Source organism: Streptomyces sp. NPDC051217 (assembly GCF_044455465.1).
In the GTDB taxonomy this organism is placed as follows: Bacteria; Actinomycetota; Actinomycetes; order Streptomycetales; family Streptomycetaceae; genus Streptomyces.
The window spans coordinates 113,152-129,861 of the sequence record NZ_JBITEV010000006.1 but is presented as its reverse complement, the minus strand read 5'-3'; the positions used below and the strand labels follow the sequence as shown (position 1 = coordinate 129,861).

Here is a 16,710-nt window from a genome sequence, read left to right as displayed (position 1 = left end):
AGGGAATGGCGCAGCTCGATGAATGAGGAGACGCGCGCATGGTCGCTCAGCGGCACCTGACGGAGGACGGCGGCCCCGATCAGGAGTCACAGCATTTCGTGGTCGCCTTCCCGGGCCACCACCGGCCCTGGGCCACCTGGATCGCCCGTCGGCTCGAAGCACACGGCCACCGCGTCACGTCGCACCGCTGGGACCCCGATCGCGACGAGTCCCTGGAGGACGCGCTCGGCGACCTGCTGCTGGCCAGAGGGCGGGTCCTGCTGGTGCTCAGCGAGTGGTTCTTCCAGCTGGGCCCGCGGCGTGAGGGCGAGTGGAACGCCGTGCTGCGCGGCTTCGTCGCCGCCAACGCCGAGCGGTTCGCCGCCGTCAATCTCACCAACCGCTCGCTGCTGCCCGCGACCGCCGTGCTCGAACCGGTCGACCTGTGGGGCATCGCCGAACAGGAAGCCGAACGGCGCCTGCTGACACGGCTCTCCCTCGAACCGGCCGCGCCCCGCGCCGACGCGGTGCCCTCCCCCTCCCGCTACCCCAGCGACGCGCCCGCCGTCTGGGGCGAGGTGCCACGCCGTAACGCGCGCTTCACCGGCCGGGACGACCTGCTCAACCGCGTCCAGGAGTCCCTCACGGACGTCGAGTCCGGCGCGGCGGTCTGCGCGCTGGTCGGCATGTCGGGCATCGGCAAGACCCAGCTCGCCGCCGAGTACGCCCACCGCTTCAGCCCCGACTACGACGTCGTGTGGTGGGTCAACTCGGACCAGCGCGGCACCCAGCGCGACCGGTTCGGCGAGCTGGCACCGGCCCTCGGCCTGCGCAGCGGCTCCGAGCCCGGCGAGCGGATCCGCGCGGTACGTGACGCGCTGCGCCGCGGTGATCCGCACAGCCGCTGGCTGGTGATCTTCGACGGCTGGGAGGACGTGGACGAGGCGACCGCGATGCTGCCCCGCGGCGGCACCGGCCATGTGCTCATCACCTCGCGCAACCACGGCTGGCGCACCGTGGGAGAGGTCGTGGAGGTGCCCGTCTTCCTGCGTGCCGAATCGACCGGCTATCTCATGCGCAGGGCCCCGCACATCACGGCGGAGGACGCCGACAAGGTCGCTGTCGAGTTCGCGGACCTGCCGCTCCAGATGGCCCACGCGGCGGCGCTGCTCGGTGAGTGGCAGATGCCGGTGTCGGAGTACCTGGAAAAGGTCCACAGCGGGGAGATCAACCCCCTGGACGACATGACCGAGCTGGGCGACTACCCCAGCTCCTCGCTCACGTCCTGGTCGATGTTCTTCAACCGGGTCCGCGATTCCGAGCCGCGCGCGCTCGAACTCCTCAAACTGTGCGCCTGCTTCGCCCCCGGGCGGATCCCCATCGGCCTGGTCCGCGGCGTGGCCCCGGGGGACCTTCCCGAACAGCTGCGCTGGATCGCCGACGACACCCCCGACTGGCCGCGCGCCCTGGACACCCTCGCCAACTACTCGGTCATCACCAAGGATTCACGCAGCCCCTCCGTCTCGGAGGGACGCGACACCGGGCCCCGCCAGGAGTCCGTCCACATGCACCGCGTCGTGCACGGCATCGTCAGGCAGCTCACCGCGAGCGACGACCGCGAGATCCACCGCGCCGTGGTCCGCCAGGTCCTCGTCGGCAGCCACCCCGGTGAACCGTCCGACAGCAGGCAGTGGCCCCGGTACGCCGAGATCCTGCCGCAGCTCGAATTCTCGGGCGTGCTGGAAAGCACCGACCCGCGCGCCGTCCAGCTCGTTCTGAACAGCCTGCGCTACTGCTACAACAGCGGTGAGTACACCGTCGGCATGGACCTCGTCCGGCTGGTCCGGGCCAAGTGGGACGAGCTGTTCGCGCCCGACGCCCCCGAGATGCTGGAGCTCAGCGCGCGGACCACGGTGATTCTCCGTGCCAGCGGCCGGTTCCACGAGGCGTTCGACAGGGACAGCGCCGCCCTGTCTCTCCTTCTGGCGCAGCCGGAGCCGGACCCGATCAGGCTGATGACGGCCAACACCGGGCTCAGCTCCGACCTCCGGTTCCTCGGCCGCTACCCGGAGGCGTACCAGCTCCAGCGGGACCTCGTCGACGTCGGCCGTGAACTGCTGGGCCCCGACGAGTGGACGACACTGCTGGCCCAGCACAGCCTGGGCGTGTCCCTGCGGCTTCTCGGCCAGTACGAGAAGGCGTACGAGATCGACCTCGACACGCTCCGCAAACGCGAGGCCGTCCTGCGCGCCCGGCACTCCAACACCCTGCACTCGGTCAACGCCTGCGCCCGCGACCTGCGGCTCCTCGGCCGCTACCACGACGCCCTGGCCCGACAGGAGCTCGGCGTGCGCACCCATGTCCAGGTCCTCGGCGAACACCACCCGCAGACGCTGTGGGCGCAGCACAACCTCGTCCTGTGCAGGCGCAGGGCCGGGGCCAAGGGCGACGACATCGGTCCCGTGATGGCCGACCTGCTCGCGCGGCACGAGCGCGTGTACGGCAAGGGCCACCACAACAACCTGATGCTGGTCACCGACTACGGCAACTACCTCCGGGTGCACGGCGACCTGGGCCAGGCGAGGGACCTGCTCACCGAGGCCGAGGACACCTACCGCGCCCTGGTCGGCCAGGCCCACCCCGTACCGACCGGCATGCAGTCCAACATCGGGCTCCTCATGCAGGCCGAGGGGAACAGGGACGGCGCGCTCGTCCTCTTCGAGCAGGCGCTCACCGGTCTGCGCACACTGCTCGGCGACGACCACCCGTGGACCCTGGGCTGCGCGCTGAACGCGTCCGGCGGGCGGAATCTGAGCGGGCGTCTGGAGGAGGCAGCCGAGCTGAGCAGGGACACGCTGCGCCGCGCCCGTACGGCGCTCAGCGACATCCATCCCATGACGCTCTCCTGCCAGACTGCCCTCGCGGCCGATCTGCGCGCGCTCCAGCAGCGCGAGGAGGCGGAGAAGGTGGAGGAGGACGCGCTCCAGAAGCTGACGCGCACCATGGGCGCGCAGCACCAGCACACGCTCTCCGCGCGCCAACGGGTGCGGCCCTACTGGGACTTCGAGCCCTATCTGGGCTGAGCGAGAAGCGTCGGCGACGTACGAGGGCCCGGCACCGCGTCCGCGCGGTGCCGGGCCCTCGTACGTACCTACATCGGACCGGTCAGGCGTCGAACACCTCGGCGCACAGCTGCGCCTGCTCCGCCTGGTGCCGCTTGGCGGAACCGACCGCCGGCGACGAGGACGCGGGCCGCGAGATCCGGCGCAGCCGCTCGTCGTGCGGGACGTCGGCGCCGACCGCCAGGTCCAGGTGGTCGATGAGGTTGAGCGCGATGAAGGGCCACGCGCCCTGGTTCGCCGGCTCCTCCTGCGCCCACAGGTACTTCTCGGCGTTCGGGTACTTCGCGATCTCCGCCTGGAGCTCCGCGCCCGGCAGCGGGTACAGCCGCTCCAGCCGCACGATCACGGTGTCCGTCAGACCGCGCTTCTGCCGCTCGGCGTCCAAGTCGTAGTAGACCTTGCCCGCGCAGAAGACGACCTTGCGGACGGCCGCCGGATCGATCGATCCCGCCTCGCTCATCGAGTCGCCGATCACCGGGCGGAAGCCGCCGGTGGTGAACTCCTCGATCTTCGAGGTCGCCGCCTTCAGCCGCAGCAGCAGCTTCGGGGTGAAGACGACCAGCGGCTTGTGGTGCGGGTTGTGGACCTGCCAGCGCAGCAGGTGGAAGTAGTTCGACGGCAGGGTCGGCATCGCGACCGTCATGTTGTTCTGCGCGCACATCTGGAGGAAACGCTCGGGGCGCGCGGACGAGTGGTCCGGGCCCTGGCCCTCGTAGCCGTGCGGCAGCAGCAGCGTGACGCCCGAGGTCTGGCCCCACTTCTGCTCCGCCGATGAGATGAACTCGTCGACGACGGTCTGCGCCCCGTTGACGAAGTCGCCGAACTGGGCCTCCCACATGACCAGCGACTCCGGGCGGGCCAGCGAGTAGCCGTACTCGAAGCCCATCGCCGCGTACTCGCTCAGCAGCGAGTCGTAGACGTTGTAACGGGCCTGGTCCTCTGCCAGGTAGAGCAGCGGGGTGTAGTCCTCGCCGGTCTCCTGGTCCACCAGCACCGCGTGGCGCTGGCCGAACGTGCCGCGGCGGGTGTCCTGGCCCGACAGCCGGACCGGGGTGCCCTCCATCAGCAGTGAGCCGATGGCGAGCGTCTCGCCGGTGCCCCAGTCGATCGTGCCGTCCTCCACGGACGCCGCGCGGCGCTGCATCTGCGGCATGAGCCGCGGGTGCACCGTGATGGAGTCGGGGATGTTGACCTGGGACTCGGCGATCCGCTTGACGACCTCCTGCGAGATGGCCGTGGTGACCGCGACGGGGAACTCCGCCTGGGCGTCCGGGACATGGGCCGGAGCCGGGTGCGACGTGGCCTCGCGGACCTCGGCGAACACCTTCTCCAGCTGGCCCTGGAAGTCCTGGAGCGCCTGCTCGGCCTCTTCCAGAGTGATGTCGCCGCGCCCGATCAGCGACTCGGTGTAGAGCTTGCGCACCGAGCGCTTCTTGTCGATCAGGGTGACCATCTGCGGGTTGGTGAACTGCGGGTTGTCGCCCTCGTTGTGACCGCGACGGCGGTAGCAGATGAGGTCGATCACGACGTCCTTGTTGAACGTCTGGCGGAACTCGAACGCGAGCCGCGCCACCCGGACGCACGCCTCCGGGTCGTCACCGTTGACGTGGATGATCGGCGCCTCGATCATGCGCGCGACGTCCGTCGCGTACATCGAGGAGCGCGAGGCCTCCGGGGCGGCGGTGAAGCCGACCTGGTTGTTGATCACCACATGCACCGTGCCGCCGGTGCGGTAGCCCCGCAGCTGCGACATGTTGAGCGTCTCGGCGACGACACCCTGGCCCGCGAAGGCCGCGTCTCCGTGGAGCGCGACGGGAAGCACGGTGAAGTCCGTGCCCGCCTTGTTGATGATGTCCTGCTTGGCGCGCGCGATGCCTTCGAGGACCGGGTCGACCGCCTCCAGGTGCGAGGGGTTCGCCGCCAGCGACACCTTGATCTGCTCGCCGTCGAGACCGGTGAAGGTGCCCTGGGCGCCCAGGTGGTACTTCACGTCGCCGGAGCCGTGCATCGACTTCGGGTCGAGGTTGCCCTCGAACTCGCGGAAGATCTGGGCGTACGACTTGCCGACGATGTTCGCCAGGACGTTGAGCCGGCCGCGGTGGGCCATGCCGATGACGACCTCGTCGAGCCGCGACTCGGCCGCCGAGTCGATGACCGCGTCGAGCAGCGGGATGACGGACTCGCCGCCCTCCAGCGAGAACCGCTTCTGGCCGACGTACTTGGTCTGGAGGAACGTCTCGAACGCCTCGGCCGCGTTGAGCCTGCGCAGGATCCGCAGCTGCTCCTCGCGCTCCGGCTTGGAGTTGGAGCGCTCGATGCGGTCCTGGAGCCACTTGCGCTGCTTCGGGTCCTGGATGTGCATGAACTCGACGCCGGTGGTGCGGCAGTACGAGTTGCGCAGCACGCCCAGGATGTCGCGCAGCTTCATCATCGACTGGCCGGCGAAGCCGCCGACCGCGAACTCCCGCTCCAGGTCCCACAGGGTGAGGCCGTGCTCGGTGATGTCCAGGTCGGGGTGCTTGCGCTGGCGGTACTCCAACGGGTCGGTGTCGGCCATGACATGGCCGCGCACCCGGTAGGAGTGGATCAGCTCGAAGACCCGCGCGGGCTTCGTGACGTCCTCGTCGTGCGAGGCGTCGATGTCCTTGAGCCAGCGGACCGGCTCGTAGGGGATGCGCAGGGCCTGGAAGATCTCGTCGTAGAACTCGTTCTCGCCGAGCAGCAGTTGACTGACGATCCGCAGGAACTCGCCGGAGGCGGCGCCCTGGATGACGCGGTGGTCGTACGTTGAGGTCAGCGTCATGACCTTGGAGATGCCCAGCTTGTTCAGGGTGTCCTGCGAGGTGCCCTGGAACTCGGCCGGGTAGTCCATCGATCCGACGCCCATGATGACCGACTGACCGGGCATCAGACGCGGCACGGAGTGGACCGTGCCGAGGCCGCCCGGGTTGGTCAGCGAGACGGTGACGCCGCTGAAGTCGTCCATCGTCAGCTTGTTGCTGCGGGCGCGCCGGACGATGTCCTCGTACGCCTGCCAGAACTCGAAGAAGTTGAGCGTCTCGGCCTTCTTGATGCCGGCGACGACGAGTTGACGGTCGCCGTTCGGCTTCACCAGGTCGATGGCCAGGCCGAAGTTGATGTGCTCCGGCTTGACCAGGGTGGGCTTGCCGTCCTTCTGCGTGAAGGAGTAGTTCATCGACGGCATGGCCTTGATGGCCTGCACCATCGCGTATCCGATGAGGTGCGTGAAGGAGATCTTGCCGCCGCGCGCCCGCTTCAGATGGTTGTTGATGACGATGCGGTTGTCGAAGAGCAGCTTCACCGGGACGGCGCGCACGGACGTGGCCGTGGGCAGCTCCAGCGACAGGTTCATGTTCTTCGCGACGGCGGCCGACGGGCCGCGCAGCGTGACGTACTCGGGGCCCGTGGGCTCCTCGGCCGGCTCTTCCTTCGGCTCGGCCGCGACCGCGGGCTTGGCGGCGGGCGCCGCCTTCGCCGGTGCGGGCGCCGCGGCGGCGGGCCTGGCGGGCGCCGCGGGTGCGGCCGGCGCCTGGGTCTCGGCCTTGGGGGCGTGGGCCTGCGCGGGAGCCGCTGCCACGGGCCTCGCCGGCGCGGCCGGAGCCGTCGCGGTGGTGGTGGCGGCGGGCGGCGCTGCCGGTGCGGCGCTCACCGCAGCCCCCGCGGCTGCGGTGGATGTCGCGGCAGGCTCCGGGGATTTGTCCGCCGCACCGGTGTTGCCCGGCTTGTAGTCGGCGAAGAAGTCCCACCAGGCACGGTCGACCGAATTCGGGTCCTGGAGGTACTGCTGGTAGATCTCGTCGACGAGCCATTCGTTGGGCCCGAAGGCGGCGGCAGGATTCTTGTCCTGCCCCGTTTGGTCGGTCGAGACGCTTGAGTTACTGGGGGACTGAGACGACACGGCGGCAACCGCCCTCTTCCGCTTCACAAGGTGATGGACAGCGGGAATCAAGGCTACGCCTACCGGACCGAGAGGAGCAGACCGGGCGGGGGCAACGTCATGCAAGTCACACCGGAAGGCGGGTTTCGGCACAGGAATTGGCGGGAAATAAGCCAGGTTTCCTTGGGGCTGTCCTTGGAGCTGTCCTCGGAACTGTGGACACACCGCGCCGCTCACACGCCTTTTCGGCCCCTGAACAGGGTCCGCTTCGGCGGCGCCCGACGAACACCCGGGGGAACGGGCGCTTCCGGTGCCTCCGGCTCGAACCCTACGTCAACCCCGCGCCCGAGGTATTCCCGGAAGTGTCACCTGGATGAGGCACCCCCGTACGGATTCGGCCACCCCGATGCGTCCGCCGTGCAGATCCACCGCCCAGCTCGCGATCGCCAGCCCCAGTCCCGTACCGCCGTCGCTGCCCGGCCCGTGCGGCGAGGGGGAGCTGCCGCGGTTGAAGCGCTCGAAGACCCGGTGGCGCTCCGGCTCCGGAATGCCGGGCCCCTCGTCCTGGATCTCCAGATCCAGCGACTCCGGCCCGTGCCCGCGCCGGGCCCGTACCGTCACCCGGCCGTGCGGCGGGCTGTGTTTGACCGCGTTGTCGATGAGATTGGCCACCACCTGGTGCAGCCGCTCCGCGTCCGCGTGCGCCGTCAGCTCCGGCGGCGACACATCCAGATGCAGATGGACGTCCGTACGGGTGTGATTGCCCGAGCCCGAGCTGAGGCCGCGCTGCGAGGCGGCGAGATTGGCCTCCTTCAGGACCCCGGACAGATACGGCCACACCTCGAAGCGCCGTGCCTTGAGCGGCAGCACACCGTTGTCGAGCCGGGAGAGGTCCAGCAGCGTCTCGACCAGTCTGCCCAGGCGCTCGGTCTGCTTCAGCGCCGTACGCATCGTCTCCGGGTCGGCGGCGGACACACCGTCCACCACGTTCTCCAGCACGGCGCGCAGCGCGGCGATCGGCGTGCGCAGCTCGTGCGAGACGTTCGCGACCAGTTCCTTGCGGTGCCGGTCGACGGCCTCCAGGTCGTCCGCCATCCGGTTGATGGTGGAGGCCAGGTCGCCCAGTTCGTCACGGCGGTCGGCGCCGCTGACCCGCCGGGTGTAGTCACCGTGCGAGATGCCCTTCGCGACGGTGTTCATCTCGTCCAGCGGCGCGGTCAGCCCGTGGGCCACGAACTGCGTGATCAGCAGCGTCGCGATCATCGAGAAGACCGTGATGAAGCGCAGCTCCGTCTCGGTGCGCAGGGCCACCATCAGCAGGCCCGTGGTGATGAGCACGGAGACCACGACGAGCATGCCGAGCTTCGTCTTGATCGAGAACGGCCGCAGACCGCCGCCGTCGGGGCCGCCGAGGGCGCCGTGCCCGGATCTGATCCGGGCCGGGCCCTTCCGCGCGGGACCGTGGCCGGACGGGTCGTGGCGCGGCGAGCCGCCCCTGCTCCCGGCCCTGGCCGGCCGGGCCGCGCCCGTAAGGGACGGACGGGACGTGCGCCCGGGGCGCGGGACGCGGGGCGAGCGGCCCGCGCGGCCGGACCGCGCCGGACCCTCGTCCTGCTCGCCTCTGCCGCCCGGCGACCGGCTCATGGCGCCGGTGTCTCCAGGGCGTACCCCACGCCGTGCACCGTACGGATCCGCTCGGCGCCGATCTTCCGGCGCAGCGCCTTGATGTGGCTGTCGACCGTGCGGGTGCCGGAGGCGTCCGCCCAGTCCCACACCTCGGCCAGCAGCTGCTCGCGCGAGAGCACCGCGCGTGGCGTGTTCGCCAGGCAGACCAGCAGGTCGAACTCGGTGGGCGTCAGATGTACGTCCTCGCCGCGCACCCGCACCCGGCGCTGCGCGTGGTCGATCTCCAGCTCGCCGAGGCGCAGGATGCCGCTGCGTGGTGTCACGGCGGCCAGCGCCGCGCGTTCCACCCTTCGCAGCAGCACATGCACCCGGGCCGCCAGCTCCCGCATCGAGAACGGCTTGGTCATGTAGTCGTCGGCCCCGACACCGAGCCCCACGAGCATGTCGGTCTCGTCGTCGCGCGCCGTCAGCATCAGCACCGGCACCGGACGCTGCGCCTGGACACGGCGGCAGACCTCCAGACCGTCGAAGCCGGGCAGCATCACGTCGAGCACCATCAGATCGGGCTGCCAGGCCTCGGCGGCGTCGACGGCGGCAGGGCCGTCGACAGCCGTCTGGACGACGAAGCCCTCGGCACGCAGCCGGGCCGCGATGGCGTCCACGATCGTCGCGTCGTCCTCGACCACGAGCACCCGGCGCTGCGCGCCGGGTGTGGCCGCGACCCCGTTCTGGCTGGTGTGTGTCTGCTCCATCGCCCCGCCCCTGGTACGTTCCGCGATCCGTGTTCCTCGATCCACAAACTTCGTGAGGATGTGGATCCCGTGTGTGGGGAGCAGCGTAGAGGCACCGGAGGGGTCCCGGCTACGCAGGGCGAATGCCGAGATGGACCACGTCAGGCACTCCCCGGGCAACTTGGATCTCTTCCGTCCTAACCCCGGTGAAACCGGCATTCCGCAGAGCGTCCTCGAACGCGAGCGAGGGCTGTGCGGACCAGACGGCGAGGACTCCGCCCGGGTTGAGCCGGGCCAGGCAGGCGGCCAGTCCGCCGGGCGTGTAAAGGCTCGCGTTCTCTTCCGTGACGGTCCAGCCGGGTCCGTTGTCGATGTCCAGGCAGAGCGCGTCGTAACGGTCGAGGGGCTGGTCGTCGCCTTCCGCGGCCTCCGTCTGCGTACGGATGTAGTCGACCAGATCGGTGTGGAGGATCACAGTGCGCGGGTCGCCGAGCGCCGCGCCGGAGATCCGGGCGAGCGGTCCCTCGTGGTGCCAGTCGATGACCGCCTGCTCGCGCTCGACCACCACGATCCGGCCCCAGCGCTCGTCGTCGGCGGCGTGCGCGAGGGAGAAGCCGACGCCGAGGCCGCCGATGAGGAGGGACGGCAGGCCGTCGCGCCGGTCGGGGGCGAGGGCGGCCTGCGCGGCGTCGATCAGCAGGCGCTCGGAGCGGCCGTCGGAGGTGTCCATCAGGAAGGTGCCGTTGGCGATGATCTCGTGGATGTCACCACCGTCACCGGTGCCGGCGCCCCGGCCGTCGCCGCCGGGCCGCCGCCGCAGGACGACCTCGCCGTACGGGCCGTCGCGCCGGTCCAGGGTGACGGGGCGGTCGTGGGTCGCTTCGGACATGGGGTCGGGCACGGGGATGTCTCCTCAGTTCTGTGGCTGACCGGGGCCGACGCCATCCTCGCGGGATGGGCGCGGCGACGACAAACCGGTTCATCGGGCGTATGCCCGGGGGCGGCGCGGGCAGTCGTGCACGGGCGCGGCGGAACCGGGCGCGTCATCCGTCCGTCCCGCGGACCACGCCCGTCAGCGGGCCCTGGAGCCGCCAGCCCAGCGAGGTGTAGAGCGGTAGGCCGTCCCTGGTGGCGGAGAGGACACCGGTGGTGGCGCCCGCCTCGGCGGCGGCCGTTTCGAGGGTACGCATCACCAGGCGGCCGAGGCCGCGCCTGCGGTGGTGCGGCCAGGTCTCGACCTGGTCGACGACGGCTGTCGCGCCGGCGCGTGCCGCGCCCACATGGGTCGCGGAGTCACGGGTCGCGCCCTCACCTGTCGTGGCGACCTGGCCGCGTGCGGCGGGAGAGCCGTCGGGAGCGGCCACCCGCACCAGGAAGAGGCCGCCACGGGTCTCGGTCCGCACGGTGTAGCCGTCGGGCGGGACCGGCACGGCCGAGGGGCGCGGCTCCCGGAACGTCATGAAGCCGGGGTCGTCCGGCACCGTCCACCCCGGCGTGATCCACTCGGCCACCCGCTCCGGCGGAGCGGGCACCTTCAGCCAGGCGCCGGGCTCGGTGACGGTTTCGCAGAGCTTCCTTACGGAGGGCTCGTCGGGCTCGGGAAGTACGTGCCGGAACACATGGCCGGACAGGCCGACGTCGATGCGATAGCCCCACGGCTCCACGACCGGTGCCGGTGTCGAGCGGGAGACGGCCCAGCCCGCCACCCATGCCGATGTAATGGTTGAAGTGCCCATTGGAACATTACAGCGCATGTCGCTGTTCTTTCACGAGGGCCTTTCTGAACGAAGGGGTTCCGGGAGCCGGGATCGCTCAGAGCGAACACCCTCCCGAGGTATCGGGGAACAACCCGAGGCTCACAAGCATTGAGTCTGCATAGCTCAACTTTTTGAACTGCCGAAGGGGAGACCATGGCTGTCACGTCCACACCGCTCACCCTGCCCGTGCTGCCGCTCGACGACGAGGTCGTGCTGCCCGGGATGGTGGTGCCCCTGGACCTGTCCGACACCGAAGTACGCGCCGCCGTAGAGGCCGCCCAGGCGGCCGCCCGCGACGACTCCGACGGGGGAAAGCCGAAGGTGCTGCTCGTGCCGCGCCTCGACGGGGCATACGCGGGGACAGGCGTCCTCGGGACCGTCGAGCAGGTCGGCAGGCTCTCCGACGGCGACCCCGGCGCCCTGATCCGCGGCAGGGGCCGCGTCAGGATCGGCGCCGGTACGACCGGGCCCGGCCGGGCCCTGTGGGTCGAGGGTCTGCACGTCGACGAGACCGTGCCCGACCCGCTGCCCGGTTCCGTCACCGAACTGATCAAGGAATACAAGGCTCTCGCCACCGACTGGCTGAAGAAGCGCGGCGCCTGGCAGGTCGTGGACCGTGTCCAGCAGATCGAAGACGTCTCGCAGCTCGCCGACAACGCCGGCTACTCGCCGTTCCTCAGCACCGCCCAGAAGGTCGAGCTGCTGGAGACCGCCGACCCGGTGGCGCGTCTGAAGATGGCGACCGACCAGCTCCGCGAGCACTTCGCCGAGCAGGACGTCGCCGAGTCCATCGCCAAGGACGTCCAGGAGGGCGTCGACAAGCAGCAGCGCGAGTTCCTGCTGCGGCGCCAGCTCGACGCCGTACGCAAGGAGCTGTCCGAGCTCAACGGCGACGCCGCCGACGAGTCCGACGACTACCGGACCCGCGTGGAAGCAGCGGATCTGCCCGAGCACGTCCGTGAGGCGGCGCTCAAGGAGGTCGACAAGCTGGAGCGGTCGTCCGACCAGAGCCCCGAGGGCTCGTGGATCCGCACCTGGCTGGACACCGTCCTCGAACTGCCGTGGAACGAGCGGTCACAGGACGCGTACGACATCCGGGGCGCCCAGCGCGTCCTCGACGCCGAGCACGCCGGCCTGGACGACGTGAAGGAACGGATCACGGAGTACCTGGCCGTCCGCAAGCGCCGTAACGACCGCGGCCTGGGTGTCGTAGGAGGCCGCCGCGGCGGCGCCGTCCTCGCCCTCGTCGGTCCGCCCGGCGTCGGCAAGACCTCGCTCGGCGAATCCGTCGCGCACGCCATGGGACGTTCCTTCGTCCGCGTCGCGCTCGGCGGTGTCAGGGACGAGGCGGAGATCCGCGGCCACCGACGTACGTACGTGGGCGCGCTTCCGGGCCGCATCGTCCGGGCGATCAAGGAGGCCGGTTCGATGAACCCGGTCGTCCTGCTCGACGAGATCGACAAGGTCGGCTCCGACTACCGGGGCGACCCGGCCGCCGCCCTCCTCGAAGTCCTCGACCCGGCGCAGAACCACACCTTCCGCGACCACTACCTTGAGGTCGAACTCGACCTCTCCGACGTGGTCTTCCTCGCCACCGCGAACGTCCTGGAGTCCATCCCCGAGGCACTGCTCGACCGGATGGAGCTGGTCCGTCTCGACGGCTACACCGAGGACGAGAAGGTCGTCATCGCACGCGACCACCTGCTGCCCCGGCAGCTGGAGCGGGCCGGTCTGGAGACCGGCGAGGTCACGCTGGAGGACGAGGCGCTGCGCAAGCTGGCGGGCGAGTACACCCGCGAAGCGGGCGTACGCAACCTCGAACGCTCCATCGCCAGACTGCTCCGCAAGGTCGCCGCACAGCACGAGCTGGGCGAGCGTCAGCTGCCCTTCTCCGTAGGAGACGGCGATCTGCGCGGCCTCATCGGCCGGCCGCACCATGTGCCCGAGTCCGCCCAGGACCCGGCCGAGCGCCGCACCGCGGTACCGGGTGTGGCCACCGGCCTCGCCGTCACCGGCGCGGGCGGGGACGTCCTCTTCGTGGAGGCGTCGCTGGCCGACCCGGAGACGGGCGGTTCGGGTCTCACCCTGACCGGTCAGCTGGGCGACGTCATGAAGGAGTCGGCGCAGATCGCGCTCTCCTTCCTGCGCTCGCACGGCGCGGAGCTGGAGCTGCCCGTCGCGGACCTGAAGGACCGGGGCGTGCACATCCACTTCCCGGCCGGCGCGGTGCCGAAGGACGGCCCGAGCGCGGGAATCACGATGACGACGGCGCTCGCCTCGCTGCTGAGCGGACGCCAGGTCCGTACGGATGTCGCCATGACCGGCGAGGTCTCGCTGACCGGACGTGTCCTGCCCATCGGCGGTCTGAAGCAGAAGCTGCTGGCCGCACACCGCGCGGGCATCACGACCGTCGTGATCCCGAAGCGGAACGAGGCGGACCTGGACGACGTCCCCGCCGAGATCCTGGAGAAGCTGGAGGTCCACCCGGTGACGGATGTACGCCAGGTTCTGGAGATCGCGCTCTCGTCGGCGACGGCCGCCACGACGGAGATCCCGGTCGCCGCGTAACGGCGAAGACCGGAAACAACGGAAAAAGGAGTGGGCCCCCGGCACCGAGTGCCGGGGGCCCACCTCGTTCACGCGCCGGCGTCGCCTGAGCCGTTCGCGAGGGCCACGACACGGTCGAGCGCGCCGTTGAACCTGTTGTGGTCACCCACGATCGGGCCCGTGGAGGTGTACTGCCACATCGTGTAGACGCCCCAGCCGGCCGGGAGCTGACCCACCGTGGAGTTGTAGCGGGCCACCCAGAGCGGGTTCGTGGAGCCGAAGCCGCTGTAGTTGCCGGTGCACTGGGTCCACCAGCTGGTGGCCGTGTAGATCACGGCGTCACGGCCGGTGCGTGACTTGTACGTGTTCAGGAACTCGCGGATCCAGGCGACCATCTGCGCCTGCGTCTTGCCGTAGCAGGCGGCGCCGTACGGATTCCACTCGATGTCCAGCACACCCGGCAGGGTCTTGCCGTCACGCGACCAGCCGCCGCCACCGTCGACGAAGTAGTTGGCCTGGTTGGCGCCGCTGGAGTCGTTGGGGGTGGCGAAGTGGTACGCGCCACGGATCATGCCGATGTTGTACGAACCGTTGTACTGCTGCGCGAAGTACGGGTTCTTGTAGTAGTTGCCTTCGGTGGCCTTCACGTAGGCCCACTTGACGCCGCTGCTCCACAGGGAGCCCCAGCTGACGTTCCCCTGATGGCTGGAGACGTCGACGCCCTCGGTCTGCACGGCGCGGTTTCCGGCGGGCGGCGGGCCGCCGCCCTGCCCGTCGTGTTCGATGACGCCCATACCCATGTGGGCCGAGCCTCGTTGGGGGGTGTCCTGGGTGCGGGGGGTCCCGTCGGCGCTCGCCGCGCCCGGCAGGGTGAAGAGAAGAGCGAGAGCCGCGAGGAGGACGCCGGCCGGGGTGAGGCGGCGGCCCGGTGTTCTGGATCTGCGCACGGACATGTTCGTGCCTCCGAGAACGGTTGGGGGGAGCTCATGACGTGTCGACCTGTCATGGTGTGGACATGTCAACACTGCGCTGCGGAGGACGCTACGCGGGTGGAACGGAGCGGGGGAAGGGTCTCAGGCCGCCGCCGTTGGTATAAACCTGCGAAATAATGACCGAGCTGGGGCAGTGGGTCCCGGCGGCGGAAAACTTTCAGGAGCGGGAAAGCTCGCGATGGGTGTTATGGGTGCTGACGTGTACGGAGACAGTACGGAGAATGAACCCGAACCGGCCGGGAAAAGTGATGTCGACAGCGAATTCCTGGCGCTGGAGCGGGAGTTGGCCGTCTTTCTGCGGCGCGCGAGAGCCAATTCCGGAGAAATGGCCCGCGAGGTCCACCCCGAACTGGAGCCGGCCGCCTACGGACTTCTCGTACGGCTGGAGGAGACCGGCCAGCAGCGGGCCACCGATCTCGCCGTCTATTTCGGCGTCGGCAAGGCGACGATGAGCCGTCAACTGCACGCGCTGGAAGGGCTCGGACTGGTGACGCGGGAGCCCGACCCCGCCGACGGGCGCGCCTCGCTGGTCCGGCTCACGGCCGAGGGTCTCGCACGCTTCCGGCGGGTGCGGGACGCCCGGCGCGAGCGGTACGTGCGCAAGCTCGCGGACTGGAACCGGGCGGAGGTCGCCGAACTGGCGCGGCTGCTGCACCAGTTGAACGCCCGCGCGGCGAGCTGAACGCCCGCGCGGCGAGCTGAACGCCCGCGCGGCGAGCTGAACGCCCGCGCGGCGAGCTGAACGCCCGCGCGGCGAGCTGAGCGAGTCCGACGCCGCGGGATGGGGCGGGGCGGGGGCGGGGGCGGGGGTTCCCGGCTCCTACGGCTCCACGTACACGACGGTCGCGTCGTCGTACGCCTTGCCCCGCCGGAAGGCCGCCCCGTCCGGGTCCGCGGACTCCGCCGCCCGGACCCGGTCGATCAGCTCCTGCGGGCCGCTCTTCCTGACAAGCGCCAGACAGTCCGCCCAGTCGCCCTCCCCGAACACCTCGACCCAGCGCGCCGCGCCGTCGGTGAGGGCCACCAGGGCGCGTACCTCCGAGGCGGGCGTACGCCCCGTGACGGCCTTCGCCGCCACGCCCGGGTCGACGGCCGCGGTGAAGAAGCCGCCCTCCGCGTTGCGCAGCGCGTCCGTCGCGGCGGCCTGGCGGCGGACGGCGCGCGGGATGCGGTCCAGCCGGTCGTCCACGACGGCCCGTACCTCGCCGGCCGGCGACTCCAGGAGGAGGGTCGAGTCCGAGAGGACGAGATGCTCGACCGTCCCCGCGTCCCAGCGCACCATGACGACGGTCGCCTGAGGCGTTCGGGGGTGAGAAAGGTCACAGGTGTCCCGGTGGGCGTCTGCCGTACGCCGGATCGACTCCCCGAGCACGTCGGCGAGGGGCATCTCCCGCCGGGAAGCGGACAGTTCGGTCAGCGCACCGCCCAGTCGCGAGGTGAACCACGGCACGCCGTGCACACAGCCGTCGCCACCCTCCCGCGGAGGCGTCACGCCGTCCAGCGCGATCAGCGTGCCGCCGCTGCCCGCCGAGGGCGTGGCCACGGCGGTCCAGTCCTCGTTCGGGCGTGGGTGGCTGCCGGGGGCGGTGGCGATGTCGATGCGCATGGACCCAAGTCTGCCCCAGACCCCGCGCGGCTCCGCCTGGCGTCCGCGCCGCGTCCGCGCGTCTTCCGTGTGCTCCGACAGGCCGGTGACGTATCGGGGCAAACACACGGTGACGGCGGTGTCGCCGGGTGCCGCGACGCACCTCGGCGTACCGTCCGCGCGAAGCGCCGGAGCCCCGCCCCCGAGTGGCCCGGAGCGGTCGGCTCCGCGACGGCGCGGCCCGGCATCCTGCCAAAGCTCACGCGTAAGTTCCAACCGCCCCACCGTGCGTGTCCGTGACGCGCGCCCGCGCGAGTTGTTCGCCAACTCCTCCTTGATGTTCACTCGTTCAGGTGGCGGAGCGGCCGATACGCGCCCCCTCCGAGAAACGCTGGAATGGTCGGAAGCCGTGCCAGGGGTGGAGGGGTTATCCGGATCTGACCGGACGTCACCTCCGCTTCATGGGCGGACGA

10 protein-coding genes are annotated in these 16,710 nt (G+C 70.5%); 3 read left to right on the top strand and 7 right to left on the bottom strand.

Annotated features, from left to right (window positions below; genetic code table 11):
* Positions 1 to 38 precede the first annotated feature (38 nt).
* The gene (gene fxsT, locus ACIBBB_RS16120) at positions 39 to 3,062 is read left to right on the top strand and encodes an FxSxx-COOH system tetratricopeptide repeat protein (RefSeq protein WP_398982280.1); all 3,024 of its coding nucleotides are present in this window, start codon (positions 39 to 41) and stop codon (positions 3,060 to 3,062) included.
* A gap of 82 nt (positions 3,063 to 3,144) precedes the next feature.
* Here the strand turns inward: fxsT and ACIBBB_RS16115 are convergent, their stop codons facing one another.
* The 5 genes from ACIBBB_RS16115 to ACIBBB_RS16095 form a co-directional block, all read right to left on the bottom strand.
* The gene (locus ACIBBB_RS16115) at positions 3,145 to 7,020 is read right to left on the bottom strand and encodes a multifunctional oxoglutarate decarboxylase/oxoglutarate dehydrogenase thiamine pyrophosphate-binding subunit/dihydrolipoyllysine-residue succinyltransferase subunit (RefSeq protein ID WP_398982278.1); all 3,876 of its coding nucleotides are present in this window, start codon (positions 7,018 to 7,020) and stop codon (positions 3,145 to 3,147) included.
* Between the two features lie 312 nt (positions 7,021 to 7,332).
* Positions 7,333 to 8,355, bottom strand: a complete 1,023-nt coding sequence (locus tag ACIBBB_RS16110) for an ATP-binding protein (RefSeq protein ID WP_242574998.1) — start codon at positions 8,353 to 8,355, stop codon at positions 7,333 to 7,335.
* 284 nt (positions 8,356 to 8,639) lie between these two features.
* Positions 8,640 to 9,377, bottom strand: a complete 738-nt coding sequence (locus ACIBBB_RS16105) for a response regulator transcription factor (protein ID WP_023538700.1) — start codon at positions 9,375 to 9,377, stop codon at positions 8,640 to 8,642.
* Between the two features lie 109 nt (positions 9,378 to 9,486).
* On the bottom strand, positions 9,487 to 10,245 hold the full coding sequence (locus ACIBBB_RS16100) for a spermidine synthase (protein WP_398982772.1): 759 nt from the start codon (positions 10,243 to 10,245) through the stop codon (positions 9,487 to 9,489).
* A 154-nt stretch (positions 10,246 to 10,399) separates the two neighbouring features.
* Positions 10,400 to 11,092, bottom strand: coding sequence for a GNAT family N-acetyltransferase (locus tag ACIBBB_RS16095; RefSeq protein ID WP_398982276.1), 693 nt, complete (start codon positions 11,090 to 11,092; stop codon positions 10,400 to 10,402).
* Positions 11,093 to 11,266: 174 nt separating this feature from the next.
* On the opposite strand from ACIBBB_RS16095, the gene lon reads away from it, so the two are divergent.
* Complete coding sequence (gene lon / locus ACIBBB_RS16090) at positions 11,267 to 13,681, top strand: endopeptidase La (RefSeq protein WP_398982274.1); 2,415 nt, start codon at positions 11,267 to 11,269, stop codon at positions 13,679 to 13,681.
* A 68-nt stretch (positions 13,682 to 13,749) separates the two neighbouring features.
* On the opposite strand, the gene ACIBBB_RS16085 is transcribed toward lon, so the two are convergent.
* Positions 13,750 to 14,613, bottom strand: a complete 864-nt coding sequence (locus ACIBBB_RS16085; protein WP_398982272.1) for a lysozyme — start codon at positions 14,611 to 14,613, stop codon at positions 13,750 to 13,752.
* A 226-nt stretch (positions 14,614 to 14,839) separates the two neighbouring features.
* Between ACIBBB_RS16085 and ACIBBB_RS16080 the strand changes: the two genes are divergently transcribed.
* Entirely contained in the window at positions 14,840 to 15,334 is a 495-nt protein-coding gene (locus tag ACIBBB_RS16080; RefSeq protein WP_398982270.1) for a MarR family winged helix-turn-helix transcriptional regulator, read from the top strand.
* A gap of 138 nt (positions 15,335 to 15,472) precedes the next feature.
* Here the strand turns inward: ACIBBB_RS16080 and ACIBBB_RS16075 are convergent, their stop codons facing one another.
* Entirely contained in the window at positions 15,473 to 16,258 is a 786-nt protein-coding gene (locus tag ACIBBB_RS16075) for a hypothetical protein (protein WP_398982268.1), read from the bottom strand.
* Positions 16,259 to 16,710 lie beyond the last annotated feature (452 nt).

Excerpts from the sequence above, each read along its gene's own strand:
- fxsT (WP_398982280.1), top strand. The coding sequence starts at position 39 with ATGGTCGCTCAGCGGCACCTGACGGAGGACGGCGGCCCCGATCAGGAG.
- ACIBBB_RS16110 (WP_242574998.1), bottom strand. The coding sequence starts at position 8,355 with ATGCTCGTCGTGGTCTCCGTGCTCATCACCACGGGCCTGCTGATGGTG.
- ACIBBB_RS16105 (WP_023538700.1), bottom strand. The coding sequence starts at position 9,377 with ATGGAGCAGACACACACCAGCCAGAACGGGGTCGCGGCCACACCCGGC.
- ACIBBB_RS16100 (WP_398982772.1), bottom strand. The coding sequence starts at position 10,245 with ATGTCCGAAGCGACCCACGACCGCCCCGTCACCCTGGACCGGCGCGAC.
- ACIBBB_RS16095 (WP_398982276.1), bottom strand. The coding sequence starts at position 11,092 with ATGGGCACTTCAACCATTACATCGGCATGGGTGGCGGGCTGGGCCGTC.
- lon (WP_398982274.1), top strand. The coding sequence starts at position 11,267 with ATGGCTGTCACGTCCACACCGCTCACCCTGCCCGTGCTGCCGCTCGAC.
- ACIBBB_RS16085 (WP_398982272.1), bottom strand. The coding sequence starts at position 14,613 with ATGTCCGTGCGCAGATCCAGAACACCGGGCCGCCGCCTCACCCCGGCC.
- ACIBBB_RS16080 (WP_398982270.1), top strand. The coding sequence starts at position 14,840 with ATGGGTGCTGACGTGTACGGAGACAGTACGGAGAATGAACCCGAACCG.
- ACIBBB_RS16075 (WP_398982268.1), bottom strand. The coding sequence starts at position 16,258 with ATGCGCATCGACATCGCCACCGCCCCCGGCAGCCACCCACGCCCGAAC.